General features: G+C 49.6%; 17 protein-coding genes and 9 pseudogenes. All 26 read left to right on the forward strand.

Going from position 1 to position 24,656, the window contains the following annotated elements; all coding sequences use genetic code 11:
• Positions 1–637: pseudogene (locus tag R1Y93_RS12535) on the forward strand (ParM/StbA family protein); the annotation flags it as partial.
• Between the two features lie 55 nt (positions 638–692).
• The gene (locus R1Y93_RS12540) at positions 693–917 is read left to right on the forward strand and encodes a hypothetical protein (protein WP_500823075.1); all 225 of its coding nucleotides are present in this window, start codon (positions 693–695) and stop codon (positions 915–917) included.
• 218 nt (positions 918–1,135) lie between these two features.
• Positions 1,136–1,453, forward strand: coding sequence for a hypothetical protein (locus R1Y93_RS12545; protein ID WP_500823076.1), 318 nt, complete (start codon positions 1,136–1,138; stop codon positions 1,451–1,453).
• Positions 1,365–1,757, forward strand: coding sequence for a hypothetical protein (locus R1Y93_RS12550; protein WP_500823090.1), 393 nt, complete (start codon positions 1,365–1,367; stop codon positions 1,755–1,757). The genes R1Y93_RS12545 and R1Y93_RS12550 overlap by 89 nt, the downstream gene beginning before the upstream one ends.
• A gap of 76 nt (positions 1,758–1,833) precedes the next feature.
• Positions 1,834–3,135: a DNA (cytosine-5-)-methyltransferase gene (gene dcm, locus R1Y93_RS12555; RefSeq protein WP_500823087.1), complete on the forward strand. Its 1,302-nt coding sequence runs from the start codon at positions 1,834–1,836 to the stop codon at positions 3,133–3,135.
• 44 nt (positions 3,136–3,179) lie between these two features.
• A pseudogene (locus tag R1Y93_RS12560) lies at positions 3,180–4,092 on the forward strand (amidoligase family protein).
• 94 nt (positions 4,093–4,186) lie between these two features.
• Positions 4,187–10,541 (forward strand): annotated as a pseudogene (locus tag R1Y93_RS12565) (SpaA isopeptide-forming pilin-related protein).
• Between the two features lies 1 nt (position 10,542).
• Positions 10,543–11,040: a gamma-glutamylcyclotransferase family protein gene (locus R1Y93_RS12570; protein ID WP_500823088.1), complete on the forward strand. Its 498-nt coding sequence runs from the start codon at positions 10,543–10,545 to the stop codon at positions 11,038–11,040.
• Positions 11,037–11,833: pseudogene (locus R1Y93_RS12575) on the forward strand (class B sortase). The gene R1Y93_RS12570 and the pseudogene R1Y93_RS12575 overlap by 4 nt, the downstream one beginning before the upstream one ends.
• A gap of 445 nt (positions 11,834–12,278) precedes the next feature.
• Positions 12,279–13,437: pseudogene (metK, locus tag R1Y93_RS12580) on the forward strand (methionine adenosyltransferase).
• A pseudogene (locus R1Y93_RS12585) lies at positions 13,437–14,401 on the forward strand (DUF3991 domain-containing protein). The pseudogenes metK and R1Y93_RS12585 overlap by 1 nt, the downstream one beginning before the upstream one ends.
• Complete coding sequence (locus R1Y93_RS12590) at positions 14,401–15,195, forward strand: hypothetical protein (RefSeq protein WP_500823077.1); 795 nt, start codon at positions 14,401–14,403, stop codon at positions 15,193–15,195. Before R1Y93_RS12585 ends, R1Y93_RS12590 begins: the two are co-directional and overlap by 1 nt.
• 66 nt (positions 15,196–15,261) lie before the next feature.
• Positions 15,262–16,074 (forward strand): DNA-methyltransferase, encoded by an 813-nt coding sequence (locus R1Y93_RS12595; RefSeq protein WP_500823078.1) that lies wholly within the window; start codon positions 15,262–15,264, stop codon positions 16,072–16,074.
• Between the two features lie 137 nt (positions 16,075–16,211).
• A complete protein-coding gene (locus R1Y93_RS12600) occupies positions 16,212–16,544 on the forward strand; it encodes a DUF7768 domain-containing protein (RefSeq protein WP_044920437.1) in 333 nt (110 codons plus the stop codon).
• Positions 16,545–16,686: 142 nt separating this feature from the next.
• A complete protein-coding gene (locus R1Y93_RS12605) occupies positions 16,687–17,064 on the forward strand; it encodes a DUF3789 domain-containing protein (RefSeq protein WP_500823079.1) in 378 nt (125 codons plus the stop codon).
• A gap of 129 nt (positions 17,065–17,193) precedes the next feature.
• Positions 17,194–17,502, forward strand: a complete 309-nt coding sequence (locus R1Y93_RS12610; RefSeq protein WP_019162193.1) for a plasmid mobilization protein — start codon at positions 17,194–17,196, stop codon at positions 17,500–17,502.
• Positions 17,503–17,505: 3 nt separating this feature from the next.
• Positions 17,506–18,803, forward strand: a pseudogene (locus R1Y93_RS12615) (relaxase/mobilization nuclease domain-containing protein).
• A 5-nt stretch (positions 18,804–18,808) separates the two neighbouring features.
• Positions 18,809–19,645, forward strand: a complete 837-nt coding sequence (locus R1Y93_RS12620; protein ID WP_500823080.1) for a PcfB family protein — start codon at positions 18,809–18,811, stop codon at positions 19,643–19,645.
• A gap of 3 nt (positions 19,646–19,648) precedes the next feature.
• Positions 19,649–20,588: pseudogene (locus R1Y93_RS12625) on the forward strand (ArdC-like ssDNA-binding domain-containing protein).
• 59 nt (positions 20,589–20,647) lie between these two features.
• Positions 20,648–20,998, forward strand: coding sequence for a hypothetical protein (locus tag R1Y93_RS12630; protein ID WP_500823081.1), 351 nt, complete (start codon positions 20,648–20,650; stop codon positions 20,996–20,998).
• Positions 20,999–21,028: 30 nt separating this feature from the next.
• Positions 21,029–22,093, forward strand: coding sequence for a type IV secretory system conjugative DNA transfer family protein (locus R1Y93_RS12635; protein ID WP_500823082.1), 1,065 nt, complete (start codon positions 21,029–21,031; stop codon positions 22,091–22,093).
• A gap of 152 nt (positions 22,094–22,245) precedes the next feature.
• Positions 22,246–22,641, forward strand: a complete 396-nt coding sequence (locus R1Y93_RS12640) for a type IV secretory system conjugative DNA transfer family protein (protein ID WP_500823083.1) — start codon at positions 22,246–22,248, stop codon at positions 22,639–22,641.
• Positions 22,571–23,044: a type IV secretory system conjugative DNA transfer family protein gene (locus tag R1Y93_RS12645; protein WP_500823089.1), complete on the forward strand. Its 474-nt coding sequence runs from the start codon at positions 22,571–22,573 to the stop codon at positions 23,042–23,044. Before R1Y93_RS12640 ends, R1Y93_RS12645 begins: the two co-directional genes overlap by 71 nt.
• Positions 23,044–23,418: a glutamyl-tRNA amidotransferase gene (locus R1Y93_RS12650; protein WP_500823085.1), complete on the forward strand. Its 375-nt coding sequence runs from the start codon at positions 23,044–23,046 to the stop codon at positions 23,416–23,418. The genes R1Y93_RS12645 and R1Y93_RS12650 overlap by 1 nt, the downstream gene beginning before the upstream one ends.
• A 75-nt stretch (positions 23,419–23,493) precedes the next feature.
• Positions 23,494–24,341 (forward strand): annotated as a pseudogene (locus R1Y93_RS12655) (VirB6/TrbL-like conjugal transfer protein, CD1112 family).
• Between the two features lie 13 nt (positions 24,342–24,354).
• On the forward strand, positions 24,355–24,549 hold the full coding sequence (locus R1Y93_RS12660; RefSeq protein WP_500823086.1) for a DUF4313 domain-containing protein: 195 nt from the start codon (positions 24,355–24,357) through the stop codon (positions 24,547–24,549).
• Positions 24,550–24,656 lie beyond the last annotated feature (107 nt).

A 24,656-nucleotide genomic window follows, 5' to 3' on the forward strand; every position in this document is an offset into this window, starting at 1 on the left:
CTTCCACTGGCAAGTTTTGGCAGGGAGAAAAAAGGCTTCCGGGAATATCTGTTTCGGAAAGAGCAGCCTCTGCGTTTCCGATACGAGGATGAGAGCTACGAGATCCGGATTCAGGATGTAAAACTGTTCCCACAGGGATACTCAGCCCTGGCTCTCCACCCGGAATGTGTTCGGGACGAGCCTTCTGTTCTTCTCGCAGATATCGGTGGATGGACCGTAGACCTGATGCGGCTGGACAACAGTGTTCCAAACGCCGCCACCTGCCGCAGCCTGGAGCTTGGTGTAATCCGGTGTGTGGATGAGATCACCGAGCAGGTACGCAGAAATACCTGGGCTGTCTGTAACGGACATTCAGATAGAACGTGTGCTAAACGGCCAGAGTTGTAGCATGGACCCGGCTGCAAAAGAAATTATTGTCCGGCAGGGAAGAATCTACACGGAGAAAATACTGTCTGCAATCATGGAAGCTGGGTTCGATCTGAAGGCAATTCCGTCCGTGATCATGGGCGGCGGAGCCAGCATCCTGAAACGGCACGTGACACCGCAGGACGGGCTGTGTCGGCAGATTTACCTGACGGACGTGCACGCCAACGCTTCCGGATATGAGCGGATTGTGGGGCAGATGTGTGCGAAGTAAAGCGGCCCGTTTTCTCGTTCCGCCTGAACCTTGATAACCCGGACCACAGAAAGGCATGGGAGATCCTGCAAAGTGTTCCGGATGGGCGAAGAGCAGCTATCTGGTTCAGGTGATCTTAAAGGATCAGGAAAACAACCAGCTGGAGAAAAGCATCCGGCAGGCAATCCGGGAAGAATTGGCAGGTGTTTCCATTTCAGGCTCCGGGAAAGTGTTTCGAAGAAAAGAAGAAATCCCATCTCAGATGCTGGATTTTCTCTCCGGGCTTGAGGATGCGTTCTGAAAAAGTCAAATCTTTTCCGGTGATAAAATAGCCAAAATTCAAGCAGTCAAATTAGTATAAATCACGGATTTTTGAAAGGGGTGATGCCTATTGAATGTTATTAGATCTGCATCCTTTGGGGGCTTTTGAAGGCATCATATTCGTTGGGTATTGTGAATAGCTTTCTGTCACGTTTTAGGTTATGTTGTGTGTAGAAAAAAGAAAGGAGAACAGACGCAATGGAGATGAAAAACATATGCGGAAAGATTCCGGTAGAGCTGCATGAGAAACTAAAACTGGAGGTCGAAGAGTTAGGGATCAGCATACCAAAATACCTTGAAATGGTAATCGAAGAACACATGACAAGAAAAGGAGAAAAGACGGACATGGCAAATTTAGAGAACAGTAGCAGTACAGGTAGACGAGGAGTTATTTTCCAGACTGAAAGCAGTCCTCGCCAAAAACGGCATGAAACAGAAAGACTTCCTGATCGGACTGATCGAAGCGGCACTCGAAAAAGAGGAAGCCAAATGGAAAGCGGAGTCAGAAGAAACTGAGGAAGAGCCAGAAGTGGAAGATGCTGAACCAGAGGAAACGGAGCCAGATGAACTGGAATCGGAAGAGGACCAGCCAGAGAAGCCAGAGCCGGAAGTCGAAGAGTCAGAGCCAGAAGAGCTGGAATCGGAAGCCGAGGAAGAGCCGACAGAACCGGAACCAGAAGCCAAGTCAGAGCCGACAGAACCGGAAACGGAAGATCCAGAGAAAACAGAGCCAGCAGAAGCAGACGAAGAGGAATCAGCTGAACCAGAACAGGAAACCGAAGAGCCGGAAGCAACAGATCCAGAGGAAGCAGAAGCATAGACATCCCAAAAAAGAGACCAAAAGACTGAGACGGTGCAGAGAAATCTGCACTGTTTTTTTTCACAGCGAAGGGAGGCTGATAGCCGGAACAATTCGATTTTTTGACCTTTTCAGCGGAATCGGAGGATTCCGAGAAGGACTGCACAGAGCAGGGGGCTTCACCTGTGTCGGACACTGTGAAGCAGACGCGTATGCAGACCACAACTACCGGGTGCTGTTTGATACGGAAGGAGAGTGGTTCTGTAATGACGCAAGAAATATTGAAACAAAACGAATGCCGGACTTTGATCTTTTATGCGCGGGATTTCCTTGCCAGGCATTCTCTATCGCTGGACGAAGGGAAGGATTTGCCGATGCAAGAGGAACCCTTTTCTTTGAAGTTGCCAGACTGGTTGCAAACAAACGACCTGCGTATTTTCTCCTTGAAAACGTACCCGGTCTGCTTTCGCATGACAAAGGGCGGACGTTTCATACCATCCTCAGTACGCTATCTGAACTGGGGTATCATGTCGAATGGAAAGTGCTTAACAGCAAGGATTTCGGAGTCCCCCAGTCAAGGAAGCGGGTGTATATTGTCGGATATCTTGATGGAAGATGTGCCGGAAAAATATTACCTTTCCCAAAAGCAAATGGAACAGCTCTTATACAAGTCCATGCTGGCAAACAGGGAGAAAGAGTCTACGCAGAAGAAGGACTGAGCTGCACGCTGACCAGCGGGGCTGGTGGTATGGGCGGCAAGACCGGATTATACGAAGTCGGTATCCCAATCAAGGAAAACACCCGAAAAGGATACAAGATGGCTTATGAGGGTGATAGCATCGACCTCGGCTATCCGGGTATCAATAGCCGCAGGGGAAGAGTCGGGCATGAAATCGCCCATACCCTCACGACCGGAAACCAGCAGGGAACACTGCATTTTGTAGATATCTCCCCTCCGCCGCTGGTGACAGACGTTGCAAGATGTCTGAATACCAGACAGGATTCCAGCATCCATAACCACAGAGGCGAAAGTTCCGGGGTGCTGGTGGAAGAAACGCCAAGGGCAGTGCTGACACCAGCCAGGGAAAAAGTCCGCCAGAATGGAAGAAGAATGAAAGAACCGGAAGAGCCAATGTTCACCATTACGGCAACTGACCGTCATGGAGTGATTTACCACGGCAGAATCCGCAGGCTGACGCCAAGGAAGTGTCTACGGCTGCAGGGATACTGGGATGGTCAGATTTCCAAGATGGAAAAAGAAACATCGGATAACCAGCTTTACAAGCAGGCCGGGAACGGTGTCACCGTCAATGTCATCGAAGCAATAGGCAGAAACCTGAAAGCCGTGGATGAAGAGATTCGAAACAGCTCACCTGTTCCAGAAGCGAAGGGTGGGTGAAGCAGATCGACTTAAAAAACCAGTATTTCGGTACAGAGATTGAGATGACAGGCATCAGCCGTTACAAGGCGGCTGCCGCTGTTGGAAGAATGTTCGGAACAGAGCCATATTCCATCCGCTTTTACAGCTCATGGTGTGTGAAAGACCCGGATGGAAAGGTCTGGAAGTTTTCCTATGATTCCAGTATCCGTTGTCAGTACAAATCTCACGGAAGATGTCTGAATGCTGACAGCGACTATGCCACGGAACATGGTATCCCCGAAATTGGAATATTCGGAAATGGGGAAACTCCAGGAAGTGGTGCGGTGTGTCAAAAACGCAGGTGCTTTTGTCAATTCATCCTGTGGCATGCATGTCCATGTGGACGCATCCAATCATACACCAAGGAGTCTGAAAAATGCACTGACGATCATGTACTGCAAAGAGGATATTCTGTTCAAAGCCTTGAATGTACAGACCAGAAGACAGGATGAGTACTGCCAGAAAGTCCGTCCTATGGTATTGGAGAAGATCCGCAGGATGCCCAACAGCACCATTACAATGGAAAAATTCAAAAGGGCATGGTATGAGGGAAATGACGGAAGCTCCGAGCATTACAACTGGACAAGGTATTATGCATTAAACCTACACGCTGTTTTTTCCAAGGGAACACTGGAATGGCGCTGTTTTGAAAGCACCCTCCATGCAGGAAAAGTCCGGTCGAATATCACACTGGCACTTGCCATATCCGCACAGGCGATCAACCAATCCTGTACCCATGCCAAAAAGACGGAGATCGGGGATAACCCGGCATTTACGTTCCGCACCTTTCTGCTCCGCCTCGGATTGATCGGGGACGAATACAAAAATGTGCGGAAGCATCTGCTTGCCAATCTGGACGGGGATAAGGCATGGCGGTATGACAAAAGTACCTATGCCTGTCTGCAGAATCCAAGACGGACAGATGATGCGAGATAACAGAATAATGAAGACAGACCGGCTGGGTGGAAACATCCGGCTGTTCTTATGCAAAATGAAGAAAAAGAAGAAAAAGAAGAAAGAGGTAGAAAACATGAAGAGTAAATATCGATTCAGGCGAATCCTTTCAGGGGTGATGGCGGCAGTCACCATCTTATCCACAGTCATTTCACCGCTGACGGTGTATGCTTCGGAAGAGCCGAAAGCGGCGGAACCGCCAGCGTATGAATCCGTAAAGGATCAGCTGGATGAAAATGAAGTGGTAAAAGCCACCGATCTGGAGCTGGAAGTCGGAAAGGACTTTGATGTTTCCACGGATTTTACAAATTTGGAAATTAAGGACGAAAGCAAAGTCAAAGTGATATTCCAGAAAGCAGAGAATGACGCCGGGGAGAACTTCAGCACCAGCCATGCAGACACTTACCATGCCGTTTATTATGTGGAGCCAGTCAACCAGAACCACCCGGTTTATCAGATTGGGAGAAATCTGATCGTAAAAGAGCCTGTGACAGCAGCTCAGAGTGAACCGCAGACAGAACAGGCAGTTACCGAAGAGGATACAGGTTCTGATGATGAGGAAGCTGCCTCGCAGGAAGAAACTGAGACAGTGCCTGTAGAGACAGAAATTGTTGAGCCGGAGACAGCTGAATCTGAAACAGAGGAAGCGGAGACAGAAGAACCGGAAGAAACAGAATCCGAATTTCAGGATGGACTTTCTGAATCCGAGTTTGATGCCGCATTAGAGGAATCCGAAACGGAAAATACAACCGATGCAGAATCCGGGCTGACACTCAGCGATGTTCTGGAGCAGGCAGGGGAACAGGATATTGACCTGATAGCAATGGAAGATGGGGAAACCGTTTCATTCACCGCAGTCAATACCAGTACAAGAGCAACCCAGGACGTGAATGTGACAAGAGGGACTGCATACTATTATGCAGACTACGGTCTGGGCTCCTATGTAACCTATAAATATACCGTTAAATTTGGAAATGTGTCTGCAACTGCCTACTGTGTGCAGCCATCCAAAGCGGGACCTGGGGATGGTGTTTACAAGATCACCAAACTGGGTGACAGCAAAGCACTGGCAAAAGTGTGCTACTACGGAACCAAAGCATCCGGTGAAAATGGATTTTTTTCTGAGAAACATCCTGATTTTTCAGCCGGAAAACAGTTTATCATTGTCCATCTGGCAGCATCCTATGCAAATAACAGCGGTGACGCTTTTTCTGGTACGAATGCAACCGGACAGGCTCTGGCAATGGAACTCTACAATTACTGCATGAGCCAGCCGGAGATCCCCGGAAGTGGACATGAGTTTCTCCAATGCAGATGTTACCGCATATATCAGTGGCAACAGCCAGAGAACCGAAGAGATCACCTTCAAGGCATCCGAACTGCAGACCATCACCATGAAACTGCCGTCCGGTGTCAGACTGCATAATGTGACAACCGGAAAGACCAGCAGTGTAGGTGCATCCGTGGAAATCTGCGGCGGTACCAAATTTTATTTATCCGCACCGCTGACACAGGCTGTGGATGTCAAAGGGGAATGGTCTTCCACCATGAAAGGAAGCATCATCAAAGACTACTCCGCTTATAAGATCACCACCGGAAGCGAGACACAGGACCTTGCCCTGGTATTTGGCGAGGGCGTGACCGATGAGAAATATGTGGATTTTAAAGTTTCATGGGTAAAACAGGCAACTCTAGAAATCGTAAAAAAGGACCGCAAGAGTAACAAAGCCATCGCAGGTGCAGTCTATGGCGTTTACAGTGACAAGGACGGAAAGAACCTGATCACGAAGATGCCGGCCACAGATGACAACGGAGCTTCCAGCGTTACGATCACAAAAAAACAGGATACCGTATACCTGAAAGAGATCTCCGTACCAAACGGATACCTGCTGGACACTAAGGCTTACGATGTGAACCTGGTCATCGGCGGCACTGTAAAACAGACCGTTACTGATGCTGAACAAATGGCAAGCCTGACTGTTTATAAATTAGGAGAAGTTCTGACCGGGGCAAAGGTAACTGATGATGGTGTTTCCTTTGTTTATACCGAGCAGAAACAGAAAGGTGCGGTTTATAACGTTTATGCCGCGTCGGACATTGTATCCGCAGACGGAACAGTAGTCTACAAAAAAGACGCATTAGTCAAAGCCGGACTTACCACCGGAGATGACGGAAGTGCCACACTGGATAATCTATATCTGGGGAAATATGTAGTAAAAGAAATGCAGGCACCACAAAATCTGGTATGCACAGGCGAAAGCCAGGAGATCACCCTTTCCTATGCTGGAAGCAACGTAGAAAAGGTCATGGGAAGCGTGACATTCAAAAATGACCGCCAGAAAGCAAGCGTAAGTGTATACAAGCAGGATAAGAAAACCAGGAAATACCTTCCGGGCGGCACTTATGGTCTGTATGCCGGAAATGACATCAAAGCAGCGGACGGAACCATTGTGGTCAAGAAAGATACTCTCATTGAGAAAGCAGTGACCGGAACAGACGGAAAAGCCGTATATCAGGCAGACCTGCCGATAGCCAACAGCTACTACATGAAAGAGCTGGGTGCACCAGCTGGATATGTGAGAAACGGCGAGGATGTGTACTCCTTTACCTTCCAGTACACAACAGACAAAGAGGCAACGGTTTCTTTCAACCATACGTTCCAGAATGAGCGGATCAATGCGAAGATCAAACTGGTAAAAGAGGATTCCGAAACCGGAAAGACCGCACAGGGAGATGCAACCCTTGAGGGTGCTGTTTACGGATTGTATGCCCGTGAAGATATCGTACATCCAGATGGACAGACAGGTGTTCTTTACCCGGCAGGAACACAGATTGCAACCCTGACTACGGATACAGAGGGAAATGCAGAAGTCGCAGACCTCTATCTCGGAAAGTATTACGTTAAAGAACTGACTCCGCCTGTCGGATATCTGGCAGACCCGGGAGAACATGATCTGGAGTGTAATGACGAGGGAGATCTGGTTCAGACGGTAGAACGTACCGTAACTTCTCTGGAGGATGTGATCAAACAGCCGTTTCAGGTCATCAAAGCCGCCAACAACGGAAAGACCGATGCCGATCTGTTAAAAGGTGTGGGATTCAGTGCATATCTGGAGAGCAGCCTGAAGAAAAATAAGGACGGTTCCTATGATTTTACATCCGCTACTCCGGTCGTGCTGACTGCAGACGGACAGACAGAAATGTTCACGGATGAGCGTGGATATGCATGCTCCATTCCGCTTGCATACGGGACTTACATTGTAAGAGAAACCACCACACCGCACAACTTCAAACCAGTTGATGATTTCAAAGTTGTGATTTCAGAGAACAATCCAGAGAAACCGCAGGTATGGCGTGTGCTTCTGGACGAAGAGTTTGAAGCAAAATTAAAAATCGTCAAAAAAGATGACGAGACAAAGAAATCTGTTCTGGTTCCGAATACTGAATTTAAAGTATACGATCTGGATAACAAGAAATATGTAGAACAAGTGACTACTTATCCATCCACTACGGTACATAAATCCTATTTTACGGATGAAAACGGATACCTGATCCTGCCACAGAATCTGGCTTGTGGAAATTACCGCATCGAAGAAGTGACTGCACCAGATGGATATACCCACAGCACCAATACCGTGGAAATCAAGGTAGACAGTGATACTGCATACCAGGAAGATCCGGTCAGCGGTGACCTGATCATCGAGGTGGATTTTGAGAACCACCCAGCTAAGGGCAGACTGACCATCCGCAAAGAAGGCGAAGTAGTCAAAGGTTTTGATAAAGACTTTACTTATGAGGAAGCCAGCCTTGCAGGAGCCGTGTTTGAAGTTTACGCCTCCGAGGATATCTATACCGCAGACCATCAGACAGATGAGAACGGCAACCGTTATCTGGAATATGCAAAGGACACACTGGTGGCAACGGTAACGACCGATGAAACCGGAAGTGCCGTAATCGAGAATCTTCCGCTCGGAAAATACCGTGTAGAAGAGAAAAAAGCACCGGAAGGATACACCTGGAATGCCAAAGGAGAAAAGGTAACCTTTACCTATGCCGGACAGGATACCCCGGTTGTAGACGAAGAAGTGACATTTACCAATGAACGCCAGAAGGTAAGCATCACCGTGGAAAAACAGGATGCAGAAACCGGAAGCGTGGTAGCTGGAGCCGTCTTTGGTCTTTATAATAAGAATGAGATCAAATCCGGTGACAATGTAATCGTGAAAGCGGACACCTTATTACAGGAGATTACAAGCGATGAAAAGGGACAGGCACACTTCACCCTGGACCTGCCGCTTGGAACTTATTATGTAAAAGAAATTTCTGCACCGGACGGTTTTGTATCCTCTGATGAGGTACTGGAATTTGATGCCACCTATCAGGGACAGGACATCCAGACCATTAAACTGAAATCGATTAAGAAGAACCAGCCGACGACCATCGAGGTCGACAAAATCCGATCTGACAACAGGCGTGGAGTTGAACGGAGCATCCCTTTCTGTTCTGGATGAGGATGGAAACGTGATCGACAGCTGGACTTCCGTAAAGGATGAGCCTCATGTGATCAAATATCTGACTGTTGGAAAAACCTATATCCTCCGTGAATCCCTTGCACCGCTTGGTCATTTAAAGACTACGGATGTGAAATTCACCATCGAGGATACCGCAGAAATACAGAAAGTGGAAATGCAGGACCATGTACCGAAAGCACTGCTGATCGTAAACAAGAAGGGCGAATTCCTCGATACGATCACCCTGCTGGATAGAACGTCAAAGGTGTTGTGGAACATTTCTTTGAGTACATTACAGGAAGCCTGACAGACGTTACCTTCGAAATCCGTGCTGCCGAAGATATCAAAGCAGCTGATGGCGTAAGCCCGGACTATTATTCCAAGGACGAACTGGTAGCAACTGTAACTACCGATGCAAACGGTGTTGCAGAAGTATCTGACCTTCCGGTTGGAAAATATTATGTCAAAGAGGTAGGCACAGCATATGGTTATATCCTGGATGAAGAACCACGATATGTAGATCTTTCCTACCGCGATCAGGATACCCCGGTTGTCGTATACGATGAGGACTGGCAGAACAACCGCCAGAAGGTGAAAGTGAACGTCCTGAAGAAAGAAAAGGATACCGACCGTGTATTAAAAGGCGGCATCTTTGGATTGTACACTAGGAACGACATCCTGTCCGCATCTGGAAAGGTGCTGATGGAAGCAGATACCCTGATCTGAGTTAAAAACAACAGATGTAGATGGAAAGATTTCCTTTATTGCAGACCTGCCGATTGACGGAACCTATTATAGTGAAGGAGCTGTATGCACCGGATGGATTTGTCACCACCGGAGAAGAACAGGAATTTGTTTTCAATTACCAGGGAGACAAAGAAACAGAAGCGGTTTATGAGTTCGTATTTGAAGATGAGCCGACAACCGTGGAACTTTCCAAAACCGATCTGACCACAGGCGAGGAACTGCCGGGAGCCAGATTACAGCTGACGGATGAAAACGGGGCTGTTGTTGAGGAATGGACATCCACCAAGGAGCCGCACATCATCAAAGAACTGGTTGTAGAGGAAAATCGTACACCCTGACAGAAACCAAGCCGGCCGATTGGATATGCCACTGCGGAAAGCATCACATTCACCGTGGAGAATACTGTAGAGATCCAGAAACAGGTAATGGAAGATGATGTGACCAAAGTGGAGATCAGGCAAAACGGATATTACCGGAGATAATGAGATCGAAGGAGCCAAACTGACCATCACAGATGAAAATGGCAATATCGTAGAAACCTGGACTTCCGGTAAAGAGCCGCATTATATCGAAAAAATTCCAATCGGTAAATACACCCTGAAAGAAGAGCAGGCTCCAAACGGTTATGTCGTTTCGGAAGAGATCACCTTCGAGGTGGCAGACACCGCAGAGATCCAGAAGGTAGCCATGAAAGATGATACCGCAAAGGGACGTCTGATCATTGAGAAAACGGACAAGGATACCGGAGCTGCACTGAAAGGTGCGGAATTTGAATTGAGGGATGCCGATGGCAAAGTGGTAGAAACCCTGACCACTGATGAAAACGGTCATGCAACCAGCGGACTGCTTGCAATCGGAACTTATAAGGATGGCAAATTTGATAAGGCAGCCATTTATTATCTGGTTGAGACCAAAGCACCGGAAGGATATCAGATGGATGAGACCAAGCATGAAGTGACATTTACCTATGTAGATGACAAAACTCCAGTGATCGAAGTCATCCAGAAAGTGACGAACGAGAAGCTGCCGGAGGATACCCCGTCTGTAAGCAACCCGAAAACAGGTGATGACACCAACCTCTGGATTCCGGCCCTGTGCCTGATTCTTTCCGCAGGCGGTCTGATTGGTATGAGTGTGGCATCCAGAAGAAAGAAGAAAAAAGGGGGCAGATAGGCTGAAACAATTATATTTTGCGTATGGAAGCAACATGGATCTGGACCAGATGGCATATCGGTGCCCCAAGGCGGAGGTGGTAGAAACCGTCCGCCTGGAGGGGTATCGGCTGACCTTTGCAGCTGCCGGAAGCGGTCTTGCCACCATCTTCCCGGAAAAGGGAAGCCATGTGGACGGCGTCCTCTGGTCACTGACCGGGGACTGCGAAAAGAGCCTAGATCTTTATGAAGGCTATCCTGATTTTTACGACAAACAGGAAATCACCGTCAAGAATAAAGGCGGAAGAGAGATCAAAGCCATTGTCTATATCATGACAAAAGATTACATGCAGAACTTTAATCCGCCCGGACGGTCGTACCTGACCGGAATCTTAAAGGGCTGCAGACAGAACCAGATTCCGACAGAGCCGATCCTGAAAGCAGCCAGAAAACCGCCTGTGCCGGGACAGACGCAGAAAAGCCAGCCAAAGAAGCAGAGGAAAGCCGGACAGGAACGATGAAAATCGCGAAAAAACTTTTTCAAACGGTATGCCTTGCAGCACTTTTCTTAAGTGCCGGGTTCCTGCTTTACCATATGGTATATCTCCCAATGGAGAACAAAAAGCTGGTGGCAGAGCTGAAAGGGAATTTCCCGGAGCCGGAGCTCTGGGAGCCTCAGGATCTGAAAAGAAAGACCAACCAGCTGGGAGAAAATGCCCGGTGGCTGCGGTAGACCTTGTTTCTCTCCAGGAACAATACCCGGATGTGCAGGGATGGCTGACCATACCGGATACCGGGATTGATTACCCGGTGCTTCAGTCCGAACAGGAGAATTGGGAGTTTTACCTGAAACGGAATTACAAAAAGGAATATGACATCAACGGAAGCCTGTTTTTACAGGCAGACTGTAAAGTGTCCGAAAGCAGGAATCTCATCATTTACGGTCACAACATGAACAGCGGGGCGATGTTCGGAAACCTGGACTTATATGCAGGGGAAGATTATTATAACGCCCATCGTTTTGCTTATCTTCAGACAGAGGACGGCATTCAGGAGTATAAGATTGTCACGGTACTGAAAGCAGACCGGAATCTGTTCCCGTTCCAGCAGAAACTTCCAGATGTGGTGGCCGTGCAAGAGTACCTAAAAGTAGCCAAGCGGAGGGAAGTGTTCGAAACCGGAGATGATTACCTGAAGTGTATATACGATAAGGTTTTGACGCTCGTCACGTGTTCATATGAATGGAGCGGTGCCAGGAATATCGTTCTGGCGGTGCCGGTTTCCGGGGCAGTGTGGAGTCAGAAGTGTTCGTAAGTACCCGAAAAGTGCAGAAAATGAGACAAATAATGACCGCATGGACAGGGATGTGTTCAAAACAGGGGAGTATATAAAGGGTGTATGCCAGGTGTATTCAGATGGAAAATGTGTTCAAAAGTGGAAACTTTGGTAAATACTCTACGGAATATCAGCGAATGCTCTAACAAAAAGTGTCTGAAAGCCCCCAAAAAGTGTAGAAAATGAGACAAATGATGACCGCACAGACTGGGAAGTGTTCAAAACAGGGGGATTATGTAAGGGTGTGTGTTGGTAGTATTCAGGTGGAAAAAAGTGTCTGAACGTACTAGAAAAGTGCAGAATGTGAGACAGCTCATAATCCAGATCCGGCAGGAAGTGTTCCAAAAAGGAGTGCTTTCTGCTGGATCTATTTAGTTTATAACGAGCAGCGAGTTTTGACTCGTTGGAAAGGATGGTAATAATTATGAAACGATTTTATACAGCAGAATCCGTAACGGAAGGACATCCGGATAAGCTCTGCGACTTAATTGCAGACAGTATTCTGGATGCGTGTCTGAAAGAGGACGAAAATTCCAAGGTGGCCTGCGAAGTGCTGGCTACTAAAGGGAACATCATTGTGGCAGGAGAGATCACCAGCCGATATGAGCCACAGGTGTTTGAAATCGTCAGAAAGGTGTTGGAGAGTGCAGGCTATGAAGCAGATGGAATCCATATGGATGCCCTCATCCACAAACAGAGTCCGGATATCGCCGGGGCAGTGGAACGTTCCAGAGAACGCAGGACAGGGACTGTTTCTGTTCAGAGCGGACTTGCCAATGGAGCCGGGGATCAGGGAATCATGGTGGGATACGCCTGCGATGATACGCCGCAGCTTATGCCGATGCCAGTGGTTCTGGCGAACCGCATTGTAAGAGAACTGTCTGCAAGCCGTAGAAGCGGATATATTATGGGAATCCTGCCGGACGGAAAAGCACAGGTGACCGTGGAATACGAAGATGACAGACCTGTCCGTCTGGATACGGTCGTTGTGTCCTGTCAGCATGAAAAGGAAAAATCCCTTCGGAAGCTGGAGCATGAGATCCGGGAGAAAGTGCTGCGCCCGGCACTCCGCATGCTGCCGCCGGATGAGGATACCAAGATTCTGATTAATCCATCGGGCAGATTTGTGTGCGGAGGTCTGGATGCAGACACCGGACTGACCGGAAGGAAGCTGATGGTGGATACCTACGGTGGTCTGGTACCGCATGGCGGCGGTGCATTTTCCGGGAAGGACTGTTCCAAAGTTGACCGATCCGGGCGTATATGGCTCGTTACATCGCCAAAAACATGGTGGCTGCCGGACTTGCCAGCCGATGTCAGGTGTCCCTTGCCTATGCCATCGGGGTTGCCCAGCCAGTCATGGTGCAGGTGGATACCTTTGGAACCGGAAAGATTTGTGCGGATGACTGCCTCGCCGCTGCGATTCCTCTGGTGTTTGGGCTTACCCAAGTCAGATTAGTGACACCCTGCACCTGAAGCGGCCGATCTACCGACAGAGTGCCGTGTTCGGGCATTTTGGAAGAAAGGAATTCCCGTGGGAGAAAACGGATAAGGCAGAGCAGCTCCGGGATACCGTGATGTAATGCCGTGGATTCCGGAAGAAGAGATCAAACGGGCAAGGGAAATCACCGCCATTGAGTACCTGAAGAAATACCAGCCGAACCGCCTGAAAGAATCTTCAGCCAGAAATGAATGGGAGCTGACAGACCACGATAGCTTTAAAATCAACGAGCTCACCAGCCAGTGGCACTGGAAATCCAGAGATATCGGGGGAACCAGTGCCTTAAATTTCCTGATCCATGTAGACGGGTGTTCCTTTCTGGAGGCAGTGCAAATGCTGAAAGATGAGTATCCCACCTACATCTCCGCCTGTGGAGACAAAGCCCAAAAAGCTGTTTGTCCTGCCGCCAGCCAGCCCGGACTGCCGCAGGGTGTTCCGATATCTGAAAGAGCGCGGAATCAGTGGAGAGGTCTTACAGCAGTGTGTTCATCTGGGAATCCTCTATGAGAGCCTGCCCTATCACAATGCTGTGTTCGTAGGCCGGGACTGAAAATCAGGTGGCAAGATATGCTTTCCTGCGTGGGATTTACGATGCCAGCGGAAAGGCTTTTAAGATGGAACAGGCTGGAAGCGAAAAGGCATACGCTTTTTGTATTCCGGCACAAACAGGATGCAGACGGGTTGCCGTTTATGAAGCCTGTGTGGATGTGCTGGCGCACATGACACTGGAACAGGGAAGCCGGGATAAGTACCGTCTGGAGCTTGGCGGGATCAGTGCACCAAAAGAAGGGCAGAGCCAGCGGAGTATGAAAAAGCCGCAGGCACTGGAACATTTTCTGTCCCAGCACCCGGAGATTACCGAGATTGAAGTATGTACCGACAATGACTTTGCCGGACGGTGGGCGTGTGAACATATCCGAAAAGCCTACGAGGGAAGCTATCGGATCATCGAGAACCTGCCGGAGATCGAAGGGGCAGACTGGGCAGATATGGCAAAGATGGCTGCCCGAACACCGGAGAAACGGCAGAGAAAGGAAGTGAGGTGATGCCTATCAAAGAAAAAATAGAAGTGGAAATGCTGTCCCCTCTGATGGCAGAGTTTATCCCGGACTATTCAGATATTGTGGATCTGGATGATGCGGAACCATTGGAAGGACCTGACCTGGTGCAGTATCAGCCATCTATAGCAGAAAAGGTTGACGAGATCAACCGGCTCGGTATGCCTGACAACCAGCCATGCAACCTGATTGATTATTTTGACCGAAATAAGGACATTAAGGAAAAAGTGGAACGCATTACAATGGCGGTAAAAGAACAGGATGGTGTTTTATATGGCTGTGCAAACCTGACACTCCTGGAGAATCTGACACCAGAGGAATACCGTGTGGTGGGGCAGTATCTGAGAGGCCAGTACAGCGATGGCTGGGGAGAAAGTCTGGAACAACGGGAGATCAAGGTAGACGGCGGTGAATTATACTTACATTTCTATGTCGGTGCCGGCTCGGATTTCCAGATACAGGTGAAAGCACCAGAAAACGAGATGCAGGAACAGCAGCCGAAACCAAATCCGTCCCGTCCGAAGCTGAAGCTCTTAGGGCATGACGGAAATATTTTTTCAATTCTTGGGGATGCCTCAAGACTGCTCAGACGTGCCGGGATGTCCGAACAGGCCAATGAGATGGCAGACCGTGTCTACAAGAGCGGCAATTACTATGAAGCACTGGGGATCATCAGCGAATATGTGGAAACTGAACTGTCGGATCATCACGAACAGCCCAGAACGCCGAAGAAAGAAACCGTGAAAAAAGAAGTACCGAAAAAAGAGGATACCTGCCGATGAGCAGTTCCATAAAGAAAAGCACTTCCAGAGGAATCTGGAAAATAAGCGACCGAAAGGATGATGCCTATGGGAAATACCCTGAAACTTGAAGATCTTTTAAAACCGGACTGCCTGCCGGATGAGTCTGCCGGAGGGGAGAACTGGCGTATCCTGCATGGGGATACCTTAAAGCTGGTCAAAGGATTCCAGCCGGGAATTTTTGATGCAGTCGTGACCGATCCGCCCTATGCGTCCGGTGGAACCAAACAGAACGAACGCAACCGCACTACCAACCAGAAGTACAGCAGCATGAAAGCAGAGAATGCCCTTCCGGACTTTGATGGAGATAATAAAGATCAGCGTTCCTGGACCCACTGGATGGCAGAATGGCTGTACGATGTGCGGAAAGCCTGCAAGAGAGGGGCTCCAATCTGTCTCTTTATTGACTGGAGACAGTACCCATCCATCACCGATGCCCTTCAGTGGGCAGGCTGGATCTGGAGAGGAACCGCAGTCTGGGACAAGGGAAACTCCCGTCCGCAGAAGGGCAGGTTCCGCCAGCAGGCAGAATATATCGTGTGGGGAAGCAACGGCCCGATGCCGATCAACCGCCCGGTGTCCTGCCTTCCGGGGGTATTTCGTTATGGGAATCCCCAGAACCGCATCCATGTGACAGAAAAGCCGCTCCAGCTGATGAAGGATGTCATCCAGATCTGTGAGCCGGGCGGACTGATCTTAGATCCGTTTGCCGGAGCTGGTACTACCATCCTTGCAGCGGCAGAGTCGGGCTATCAGGCGGTCGGCATTGAAGTGACGGATGCGTATTATAAGCTGGGAAGTGACCGTGTCCGAATCGCACTGGAAGCATTGGAAGAAACAGAAAACGAAGAATCGCAGTAACCGGATGTCTGCCAGACATCTGAAAAAAGAAAGAAAAGAATCCAGATGTCCACAAGACATCCACAGAGCCGGAATGCTTTGCGGGTGTTTTTTTAGATTATACCGGGCAGAGAAAACCTGTCCGGTCAGGAAAGGAGATGGTCGTATTGGAACAGGCACTTGCTTATGTCTGCTGTTCTGCAGAAGAGGGAAAAACCAAAGTACAGCGGTACTGCCGGAAGATCTACGAACTGGGATATGTGCCGATCTGCCCGCAGTACAGCTTTTCCCCATTCCTTGATGATGGGGACGCAGAGGATATGCAGGCCATGCGGAGAATGTCCCACCAGATTTTAAGACGGTGCAGGATGGTAGTCGTCTGCGGAAAAGAGACCACCGGGACGATGAACACGGAGATCAGCATGGCTGACAGACTCCATATCATCTGTACCACACTGGATGGGTTGAGCAAAATCAAAGAAAATGAATGATTCAGAAAAACGACTGGTTCAGAGGGGACGAAACCGGATGCGACTGGTTTTGCAAGCATAGCGTTTGGATATCCAAACGCACTTTGGGGAGAACCCCAATCCCCCATACCGAGCCGTAAACAGACGAAAGGAGAACGAAAAAATGTTGGGATTTATACTTGGCACAATGACCGGAGGAGTAATGGGCGTTTTTGCAATGTGTCTTTTTATAGCTGGAAAGCGGGAGGACGAGGCTCTGGAGCGGTGCCGGATGAAACGGAAAGAGATCATCGACCACGGCGTGTGTATCTGTTTTGTAAACAGCCAGGGAGAGGAACTGTTCCGTCTGGCAGACGGGGAAAGCCTTGTGCAGAATGCCCCAAACGGAGAGCGGAACGTATCCACCTGCCACTATCTGGATGCAGAATCCGCCATGATCGATGGGAAGAAATGGAACCTTCTGGAATTTGCAAAAGAGATGGAAAAAAGAGGGATCATGCTTGCCCCGATGGAACTGTGCCAGGTACCGGAAAGGGGGTGAGGCCCATATGAAGAAAAAGATCATTGCTGCAGCGGCAGCCATCGGCTTGCTGGCAGGCTTCCTGATCTGGAAAAACCGTGAAATGTAATGGGGCAACAACCAATAACCCGTTGGAAAGCAGGTGAAGAGATGAGAAAAAGAAACCATGTGATACCAGTCCGCCTCAATGCGAAGGAGCTGCGTTTTCTGGAAGAGCAGGTAGAAAAAAGCGGACTGTCCCGTGAGGAATATATCCGTTCCATTGTCATGGGCGGCGAAGTCCGGGCAAGACCCTGTGAGCATCATACGGAGCTTTTGCGGAAAATATCCGGTCTGTGCAACAATGCCAACCAGCTTGCCCATGTAGCCAACGGCTGTGGGATGGCAGGGGAAGAGAGTATCCGGGAAATGCTCCGTATGACAAAGGAGACATGGAGGCTGGTCAAAGAGGAATGGTAGCCGATGGCATACACCAGTATCATCGGTGCAGCCGCCTGGATAATTCCATCACGTACATCCGAAACAAGGATAAGACCACAAAGAAAGGACAAAGTGCCGGCTCTCTGGAAGAAGCCATTGATTACGCCATGAACCGGGACAAAACGGAGCGTTCCATTTTTGAGGATGCCATCGGCTGTGTCTGTGAGACTGCCTATCAAGATATGGTAGCTACAAAGAAACGCTACCACAAGATGGACGGGGTACAGGGCTACCATCTGGTGCAGAGCTTTGCAAAAGGAGAAGTCCCCCCGGAACTGGCACACCAGATCGGCATGGAGCTGGCAGAAAGGCTCCTTCAGGGAAAATACGAAGCAGTCATCACCACCCATCTGAATACGGAGCATTACCACAACCACATCGTGTTTAATTCCGTGAGCATGGAAGATGGGAAAAAGTACCACAGCAACAGCAGGAGTTACTATGAGGATGTGCGGAAAGCTTCGGATGCCTTATGCCTGAAATACGGCTTATCTGTCATCGAGCCGAAAAACAGGAAGGGGAAATCCTATGCCCAGTGGATGGCAGAACAGGACGGAAAGCCGACCTGGAGAACCTCGATCCGTCTGGATATCCGGGATGCGGTGGCAGAAAGCTTCACATGGAAACAGTTTCTGGAACAGATGAAGCAGAGGGGATACCAGTGGAAGCTGAACCGGAAGTACATTGCATTAAAAGCACCGGGGATGGAACGGTATATCCGCCTGCGGAGCCTTGGAAAGAATTACTCGGAAGAGAGTATCCGGCAGTGGATCTTACAGCCAAAGAGCAGGACACCTGCTGGGAAAGCAGGAACTTCCCGAACCCAGAAAAAGAAGTTAAAAGGGATGCAGGCCCTGTACTATTCCTATCTGTACCAGATGGGTGTCGAAAGCAGAAGCCGAAACGGATCTCCCCGGTGCTCCTGGGCAGATATCCGGAAACTGGATGCCAGGATCGAGCAGATGGAATTCCTCCAGAAGCATCAGATCACCACCCGTGAAGAACTGCTTGCCTACCGTACCCCGTTGGAAGAACAGGTGCAGGCACTCACGAAAGAACGGAAGCGGCTCTACCGGAGCGAACCGGACAGTGTCCGGATCGGTCAGATCAACGAAGAACTGAAGCCGCTTCGGAAGGATATCCGCATTTGTATCCGGATCGAACAGCAGTCCAGAGAGATGGAAGAGAGGATGCGTCTGGCAGAGCAGATCCAGAGACAGGCAGAACAGGAAGAAGATAAGACGGGGAAAACCAGACAAAAGGAAACAGAAAGCAGGTGAACGATATGAATTATGGAGGCGATGCGGCGGACCAGATCGTCCGGTATTCCCTGGACGGCGCGGACCACGGGCTCAGGCTTTCCGGTACGCTGGCAAAGCATCTGGCGGTATTTGTTGCCGCTGTATTAAAAGACCAGAAGAAAACGAGGGGCAAGACCAGAATGGTGCGGATGTTAAAGGAGAACAAACCATTGAAGTTCTTTACCGTACCGTCCGACCGCCTGAGAGAATTCTGCAGTGAGGGCAGGAAACGAGGGCTGCTCTATGTCATTATCCGGGATAAAAAGAACCCGGAGATGAGCGAGGTCATGGTCTTTGCAGATGACGCAGCCAAGGTTAACCGGGTCATGGATAAGATGAACCTTGATTTCGTAAGAAGCGAAGTCGGGGAAGCTGTCCATGAGGTAACCGAAGGAATGGAAGCACCGGAAACCGGAGCGGTACAGGAAACTGTGCAGATGCCGGAGGGCGAGGTGCAGTTTGAAATCAGCGATCTGGACGAAGCATTCCAGGTCGGTAACATGGACTTTTCTGAAGAGGAAAAGAACCAGAATCATCCCGAAAAGGAGTTTTCCGAACCGGAAAATTTTATCCCGGTGCAGGAAGAGGGGGAAGAGAATCTGTCCGGCTCTTCCTTGCACAGCAGAAATATTTCTACCTGGCAGGAAAAAGGGACTGATGCAGGGCAGAGGGAACAGGAGCGTCCCAGTGTCCGCCGGGAGCTGGAGAACATCAAACGGGAGAAAGCAGAGGAATCCCAGAAGCGGAGCCGGGAAAAGAACCGTGGACCAAGGAAAACGCAGAAGAAAGCAAGAAAGAAACGAAAGACGAAAGCGAGGTAGAAGATGGACCTGACAAAATTTTTAGGGCAGGACTCGCAGGAGCAGTCCGCCCAGCGGTTATCGAAAGAAGAATATGCCGCACAGAAAAAGCAGGAGAGGGAAGAAATCTGGGGGTATGATCGATGGAAAGGCACAGGAGGTCTTCCAGAATGGGGACTCCTTAAAAGGATTCCTTGATTTTATGGGACAGTGCAAGCCGCAGAGGACAGACAACCTGTTCCTGCTTTATGCACAGAATCCGGAGATCCGGCAGGTCAAGACCTTTGAAAAATGGAAGGAAGAAGGCAAGGTAGTCAAGACCGGAAGCAAGGGATACAACTTCATTGTCGGACAGGAATATGAAAAGGACGGTGTCATCCAGCAGGGGTACTCCATCCAGAAAGCCTATGACATCAGCCAGATCCGTACCAAGCAGCCGGAAGAGGCAGAGCCAAAGCCGATGGACCAGCTGATGGAAGCACTGCTGACCGACAGCGAGGTACGGATTCAGATCGCAGACAATCTGCCGGATAAGGTACAGGCACAGTACATCCCGAACAAGCGGACGATCTATGTCCGAAATGGCATGAGCGAAAATGCAACGTTCCATTCCATCAGCCGGGAGCTGGCTTGTGCATCCCTTGACCATCACGATGGAAGCTACAGCCGGGCAGGGGTATCGGCACAGGCCTATTGTGCGGCGTATGTGACAGCACAGAAATACGGCGTGGATGTCTCCGGTTTTTCTTTTGACAAGGTATGCCAGATGCAGGCATTCGGACAGAAAGATTCGAAAGAACTCCGCTCCTTTATCCAGGATGTAAAGAGTGCAGCCTATTCCATTGGCAAGCAGGTAGACCGCAACCTTGGCAAAAGCGAGCAGGAATTTATGACCGATGAATTTGCCATCCCGGAGGAAAAAACGGAGAAACCTGCCAAGAGGAAAAAGTCCCCAGAACGCTGATAAAAAGGGGCTTTTCCGGCTCTTTTGCAGTAGCTTTCCGGGAGGAAGTGTGGTATGTTGTGGTTGAGAAAAAAGAGGAAAAAAGGAGGCTCGCCTATGACAAGAATGCGATATGTAAAGATGGACCGGATCATGAACCACATGCTGATCCATGCACTCCTGGGAAGTGTTCCGGCAGGAAAAAACAGGGGCTTCCGGTGGATACCACACGGGATCTGGTTCTGAAGCTGGCAGAGCAGGAAGAGGGAAAGCTCTACCTGACAGAAGCCGAACACAGCAAATCCGTGGAAGCCTTAAACCAGCTCCGGGACACATACCTGAAAAACGGACGCTATTCCGATGGGATCGACAGCGTCCTGTTAAAGATCATGAAATCCAGATACCGCCCATACCGTGGAAGGGGAAGATGAAGAAAGGATGTGGTACAAATATACAGAAATATGACACAAGAAAGAATAGAAGCCATGCGGAGAAGATATCCGCCGGGAACCGAGGTCACGCTTAATAGCATGGAGGGGGAGAGCCACATGCCACCCGGCTTAAAAGGTAAGGTGGATATGGTAGACGATGCAGGGCAGATCCACGTAAACTGGGAGAATGGAAGTAGCCTTGCCCTCGTTCCTGGGAGTGGACAGCTTCCACATTACGGACCTGCCAAGAGCAGAGAGGCCCAAACAGCAGCCATCCCGGTAACAAACAGCCGGAAGTCAGACTGGGTGATTTGGCTTGCCGGACTGCCTGTCATCTGGTGGGTAGCAATCCTGCTTGCGGATGCCATCCAGCCGGGCAGGAATCTTTTCGAGCTGATGGAGGTTCTCACAGAAAAGCTGAACCATCCCTTCCAGTTTCATTATACGGAATATACCATCAAGTCGATGCTGGTCTGCACGTTACTTTACGCAGCCGGGATCGGTATTTTTTATTCCAGTCAGAAGAACTACCGCAGAGGGGAAGAACATGGCTCTGCCAGATGGGGCGATGCCCGGCAGATCTGTAAGAAATATAGCCAGAAGCCGTACTCCCAGAACATCCTGCTGACACAGAACTTCCGCATTAGCCTTGACACCCACAAGCACCGCAGATGTCTCAACATTCTCGTAGTGGGAGGCTCCGGTGCAGGAAAATCCAGAGGCTTTGCCCTGCCAAACATCATGCAGTGCTGCTGTTCGATGGTCATCACCGATCCGAAAGCCGAGCTGCTCCGAAAGACAGGCGGTCTGCTGGAAAAGAAAGGATATGAGGTGCGTGTCTTCGACCTCATCAATCCCGACACATCTTTTTGCTACAATCCATTCGAGTATGTCCACGATGACAAAGACGTGCTCCGTCTTATTTCCAATCTGATACAAAACACCACACCCAAAGGTTCCCAGTCCTCTGATCCCTTCTGGGAGAAGAGCGAAACCGGACTGCTTTCAGGACGATGCTCAGATCTGTCCACCAGCTTCGTCGGAGACACAATTTTGCCACTATCACTGGACATGTTTAAGGGCGGGCACAGGTAAAGAAGGAGGACGAGGACTAACGAGTCCCCTCTGGACATTTTGTTTCACCGTCTGCAGACGCGAGACCCGGACAGCATTGCCGTCAAGCAGTATCACATTTACAAGCAGGCCTGGCAGGAAAGACCGCCGAGTCCATCCTGAATTCAGTGTAGGTGTCCGGCTGGCAAGCCTTCAATCTGCCGCAGATCGCCAAGCTGACCAATACTGATGAACTGGATCTTTCCAGCATGGGAGAAAGAAAAGTTGCCCTTTTCTGCTGTATCCCGGATGCAGACACCTCTTTGAATTATCTGGTAGGCATGATCTACAGCCAGCTTTTCCAGACGCTTTATTATATGGCAGACCGTGTGCATGGCGGTGCCCTCCCAGTTCCGGTCAACTGCATCATGGATGAGTTTCCAAACGTATCCTTGCCAAATGAGTTTGAGAAGATCCTGGCAACTCTGCCGATCCCGTTCCATTTACTGCAGCATCATCATCCAGAACATGAGCCAGCTAAAGGCTCTGTTCAAGGACTCCTGGGAAAGTCTGGTGGGCAACTGCGATGAGTTTTTATACTTGGGCGGAAACGAAAAAGAGACACATAAATATGTATCAGAATTACTGGGGAAAGAAACCATAGACACCAATACCTACGGGCAGACCAAAGGCAAATCCGGCAGCTACTCCACCAACTTCCAGCAGAGCGGAAGGGAGCTGTTACAGCCGGATGAAGTCCGTATGCTGGACAACCAGAATGCCCTTCTGTTTATCCGTGGGGAACGCCCCATACTGGATGCCAAGTATGACCTGATGAAGCATCCCAACATCCGGTATACCGAGGACGGCGGTGCCGGCCCGTTCAATTATGCGAAAGCACCGCTGGCGCATGACGATTTTACCTTTGACGAAACAAGATATGACGATTACGAACTGCTTCTGGATGAGGACATCATCGGGGAGCTTTTTTGATGGGAGGAATGCCAATGAATTTACTGAAAAATAAGAAACACACAGAAACCAGGAAAGAGACCGCACCGCTGAAGATGAAGAGAGGGCAGAAGAAACTGTTTGTTCTGTATGCAGTCATGGTACTGTCGATCTGCATTGGGGCGATCTGCGTTTATGCCGCAGGCGATCCGCTGACCGTAGTCAATAACCTGTCCACGTTTATCTTTTCCCTGATCCGAGCCATTGGCCTGATCCTGCTGGGATTTGGTATTGTGCAGGTCGGCCTGTCCTTAAAGAGCCACGATCCAAGCCAGAGGGCAAACGGATTTCTGACACTGGCAGGCGGTATCATCATTACCTTTGCAAAAGAGATCCTGGACCTGATCATGGGATAGGAAGAGAGACCAGAAGGGGAGCCATGCGAAATGCTGGCTCTCCGCTCACTTTTGCAGGATGGGAGGTGAAACTGTTTGAGTGATAACTGGATCGTACAGAATCTAAATTCTGCCTTGCAGACCTGGAGCGACAAGCTGGCTGAGATCTGGACACTGCTGACGCAAAGCCCGGAGAATTTCAAGGGCGGGGCGATCTGGAGCGTGATGACGAACATCAACGGTGGACTGAAAGCCATCGGGTACGGCCTGCTGGTTCTGTTCTTTGCGGCGGGGCTTGTGAAAACCTGTGGGAGCTTCACGGATATGAAAAAGCCGGGACATGTAGTGAAAGCCTTTATCCGTTTTGCACTGGCACAGGGAGCCGTCATGTCCGGCATGGAGCTTTTGACCGTGACTTCTTTTCCATTGTGCAGGGCATCGTAACAAACATCATGTCCCACTCCTGGGATGGCGGGTGGAACTGTAACGGAGCTGCCCTCGGAGATCGTGGACAAGATCGAAGCGGTGGGGATGCTGGAATCTATCCCTTTGTGGATCGTAACTTTATTAGGAAGCCTGCTGATTACGGTATCGTCATTTGTCATGATTCTGACCGTATACGGGAGAACGTTCAAGCTGGATATGTACACAGCCATCGCACCGATTCCATTGGCAACCTTTGCCGGGAGCGAACCCAGTCCGTAGGCCAGAACTTCATCCGTTGCTGCGCGCTGGGTACTGTTCTGGAAGGAGCGATGATCGCACCGGCCTGCATCATCTTTTCGGCGTTTGCATCAAGTCCGCCGGCCATCGGGGACACCAGCCTGTCCGCCGTGACCATTGTCTGGAATTACGTCGGGGAACTGGTAATTTAACCGGCTCGTACTGGTCGGGGCAGTCATAGGTCACCCGACTGTATCGTAAAAGAAATCATGGGATTATAGGAGGCGAAGAAAAATGGAAGAACCAAAGACACTGAGCTACGACTGGCAGTATGGCCGGAGGAATTATTTCTCAAGGGTAGACAGTTACATGAGCGATGACAATCTCTATATCGGGCTTTACCATATGGAAGATGGATACCCGGAAAGCTTTGCAGACCTTACGGTAAACCTGCCTTTCGCTCCGCTGGGCGGTATCAATGAAGCCTGATAATCGACCAACAATTTCAGCAAAGAAAAGCTTCGTTTTATAAAAGCAGGATAAGCTGGGAACGAATACAGCCGGATACCGCATCCTCCGGTTACTGCATCTTCCAG

The organism is Blautia sp. HA3515 (assembly GCF_059933065.1).

Coding starts and splice junctions, on each gene's coding strand:
- R1Y93_RS12610 (WP_019162193.1), top strand. CDS start 17,194: ATGAGAAAAAGAAACCATGTGATACCAGTCCGCCTCAATGCGAAGGAG.
- R1Y93_RS12550 (WP_500823090.1), top strand. CDS start 1,365: ATGAAACAGAAAGACTTCCTGATCGGACTGATCGAAGCGGCACTCGAA.
- R1Y93_RS12620 (WP_500823080.1), top strand. CDS start 18,809: ATGAATTATGGAGGCGATGCGGCGGACCAGATCGTCCGGTATTCCCTG.
- R1Y93_RS12660 (WP_500823086.1), top strand. CDS start 24,355: ATGGAAGAACCAAAGACACTGAGCTACGACTGGCAGTATGGCCGGAGG.
- R1Y93_RS12650 (WP_500823085.1), top strand. CDS start 23,044: ATGGGAGGAATGCCAATGAATTTACTGAAAAATAAGAAACACACAGAA.
- R1Y93_RS12600 (WP_044920437.1), top strand. CDS start 16,212: ATGGTCGTATTGGAACAGGCACTTGCTTATGTCTGCTGTTCTGCAGAA.
- R1Y93_RS12635 (WP_500823082.1), top strand. CDS start 21,029: ATGACACAAGAAAGAATAGAAGCCATGCGGAGAAGATATCCGCCGGGA.
- R1Y93_RS12540 (WP_500823075.1), top strand. CDS start 693: ATGGGAGATCCTGCAAAGTGTTCCGGATGGGCGAAGAGCAGCTATCTG.
- R1Y93_RS12605 (WP_500823079.1), top strand. CDS start 16,687: ATGTTGGGATTTATACTTGGCACAATGACCGGAGGAGTAATGGGCGTT.
- R1Y93_RS12545 (WP_500823076.1), top strand. CDS start 1,136: ATGGAGATGAAAAACATATGCGGAAAGATTCCGGTAGAGCTGCATGAG.
- R1Y93_RS12590 (WP_500823077.1), top strand. CDS start 14,401: ATGCCTATCAAAGAAAAAATAGAAGTGGAAATGCTGTCCCCTCTGATG.
- R1Y93_RS12595 (WP_500823078.1), top strand. CDS start 15,262: ATGGGAAATACCCTGAAACTTGAAGATCTTTTAAAACCGGACTGCCTG.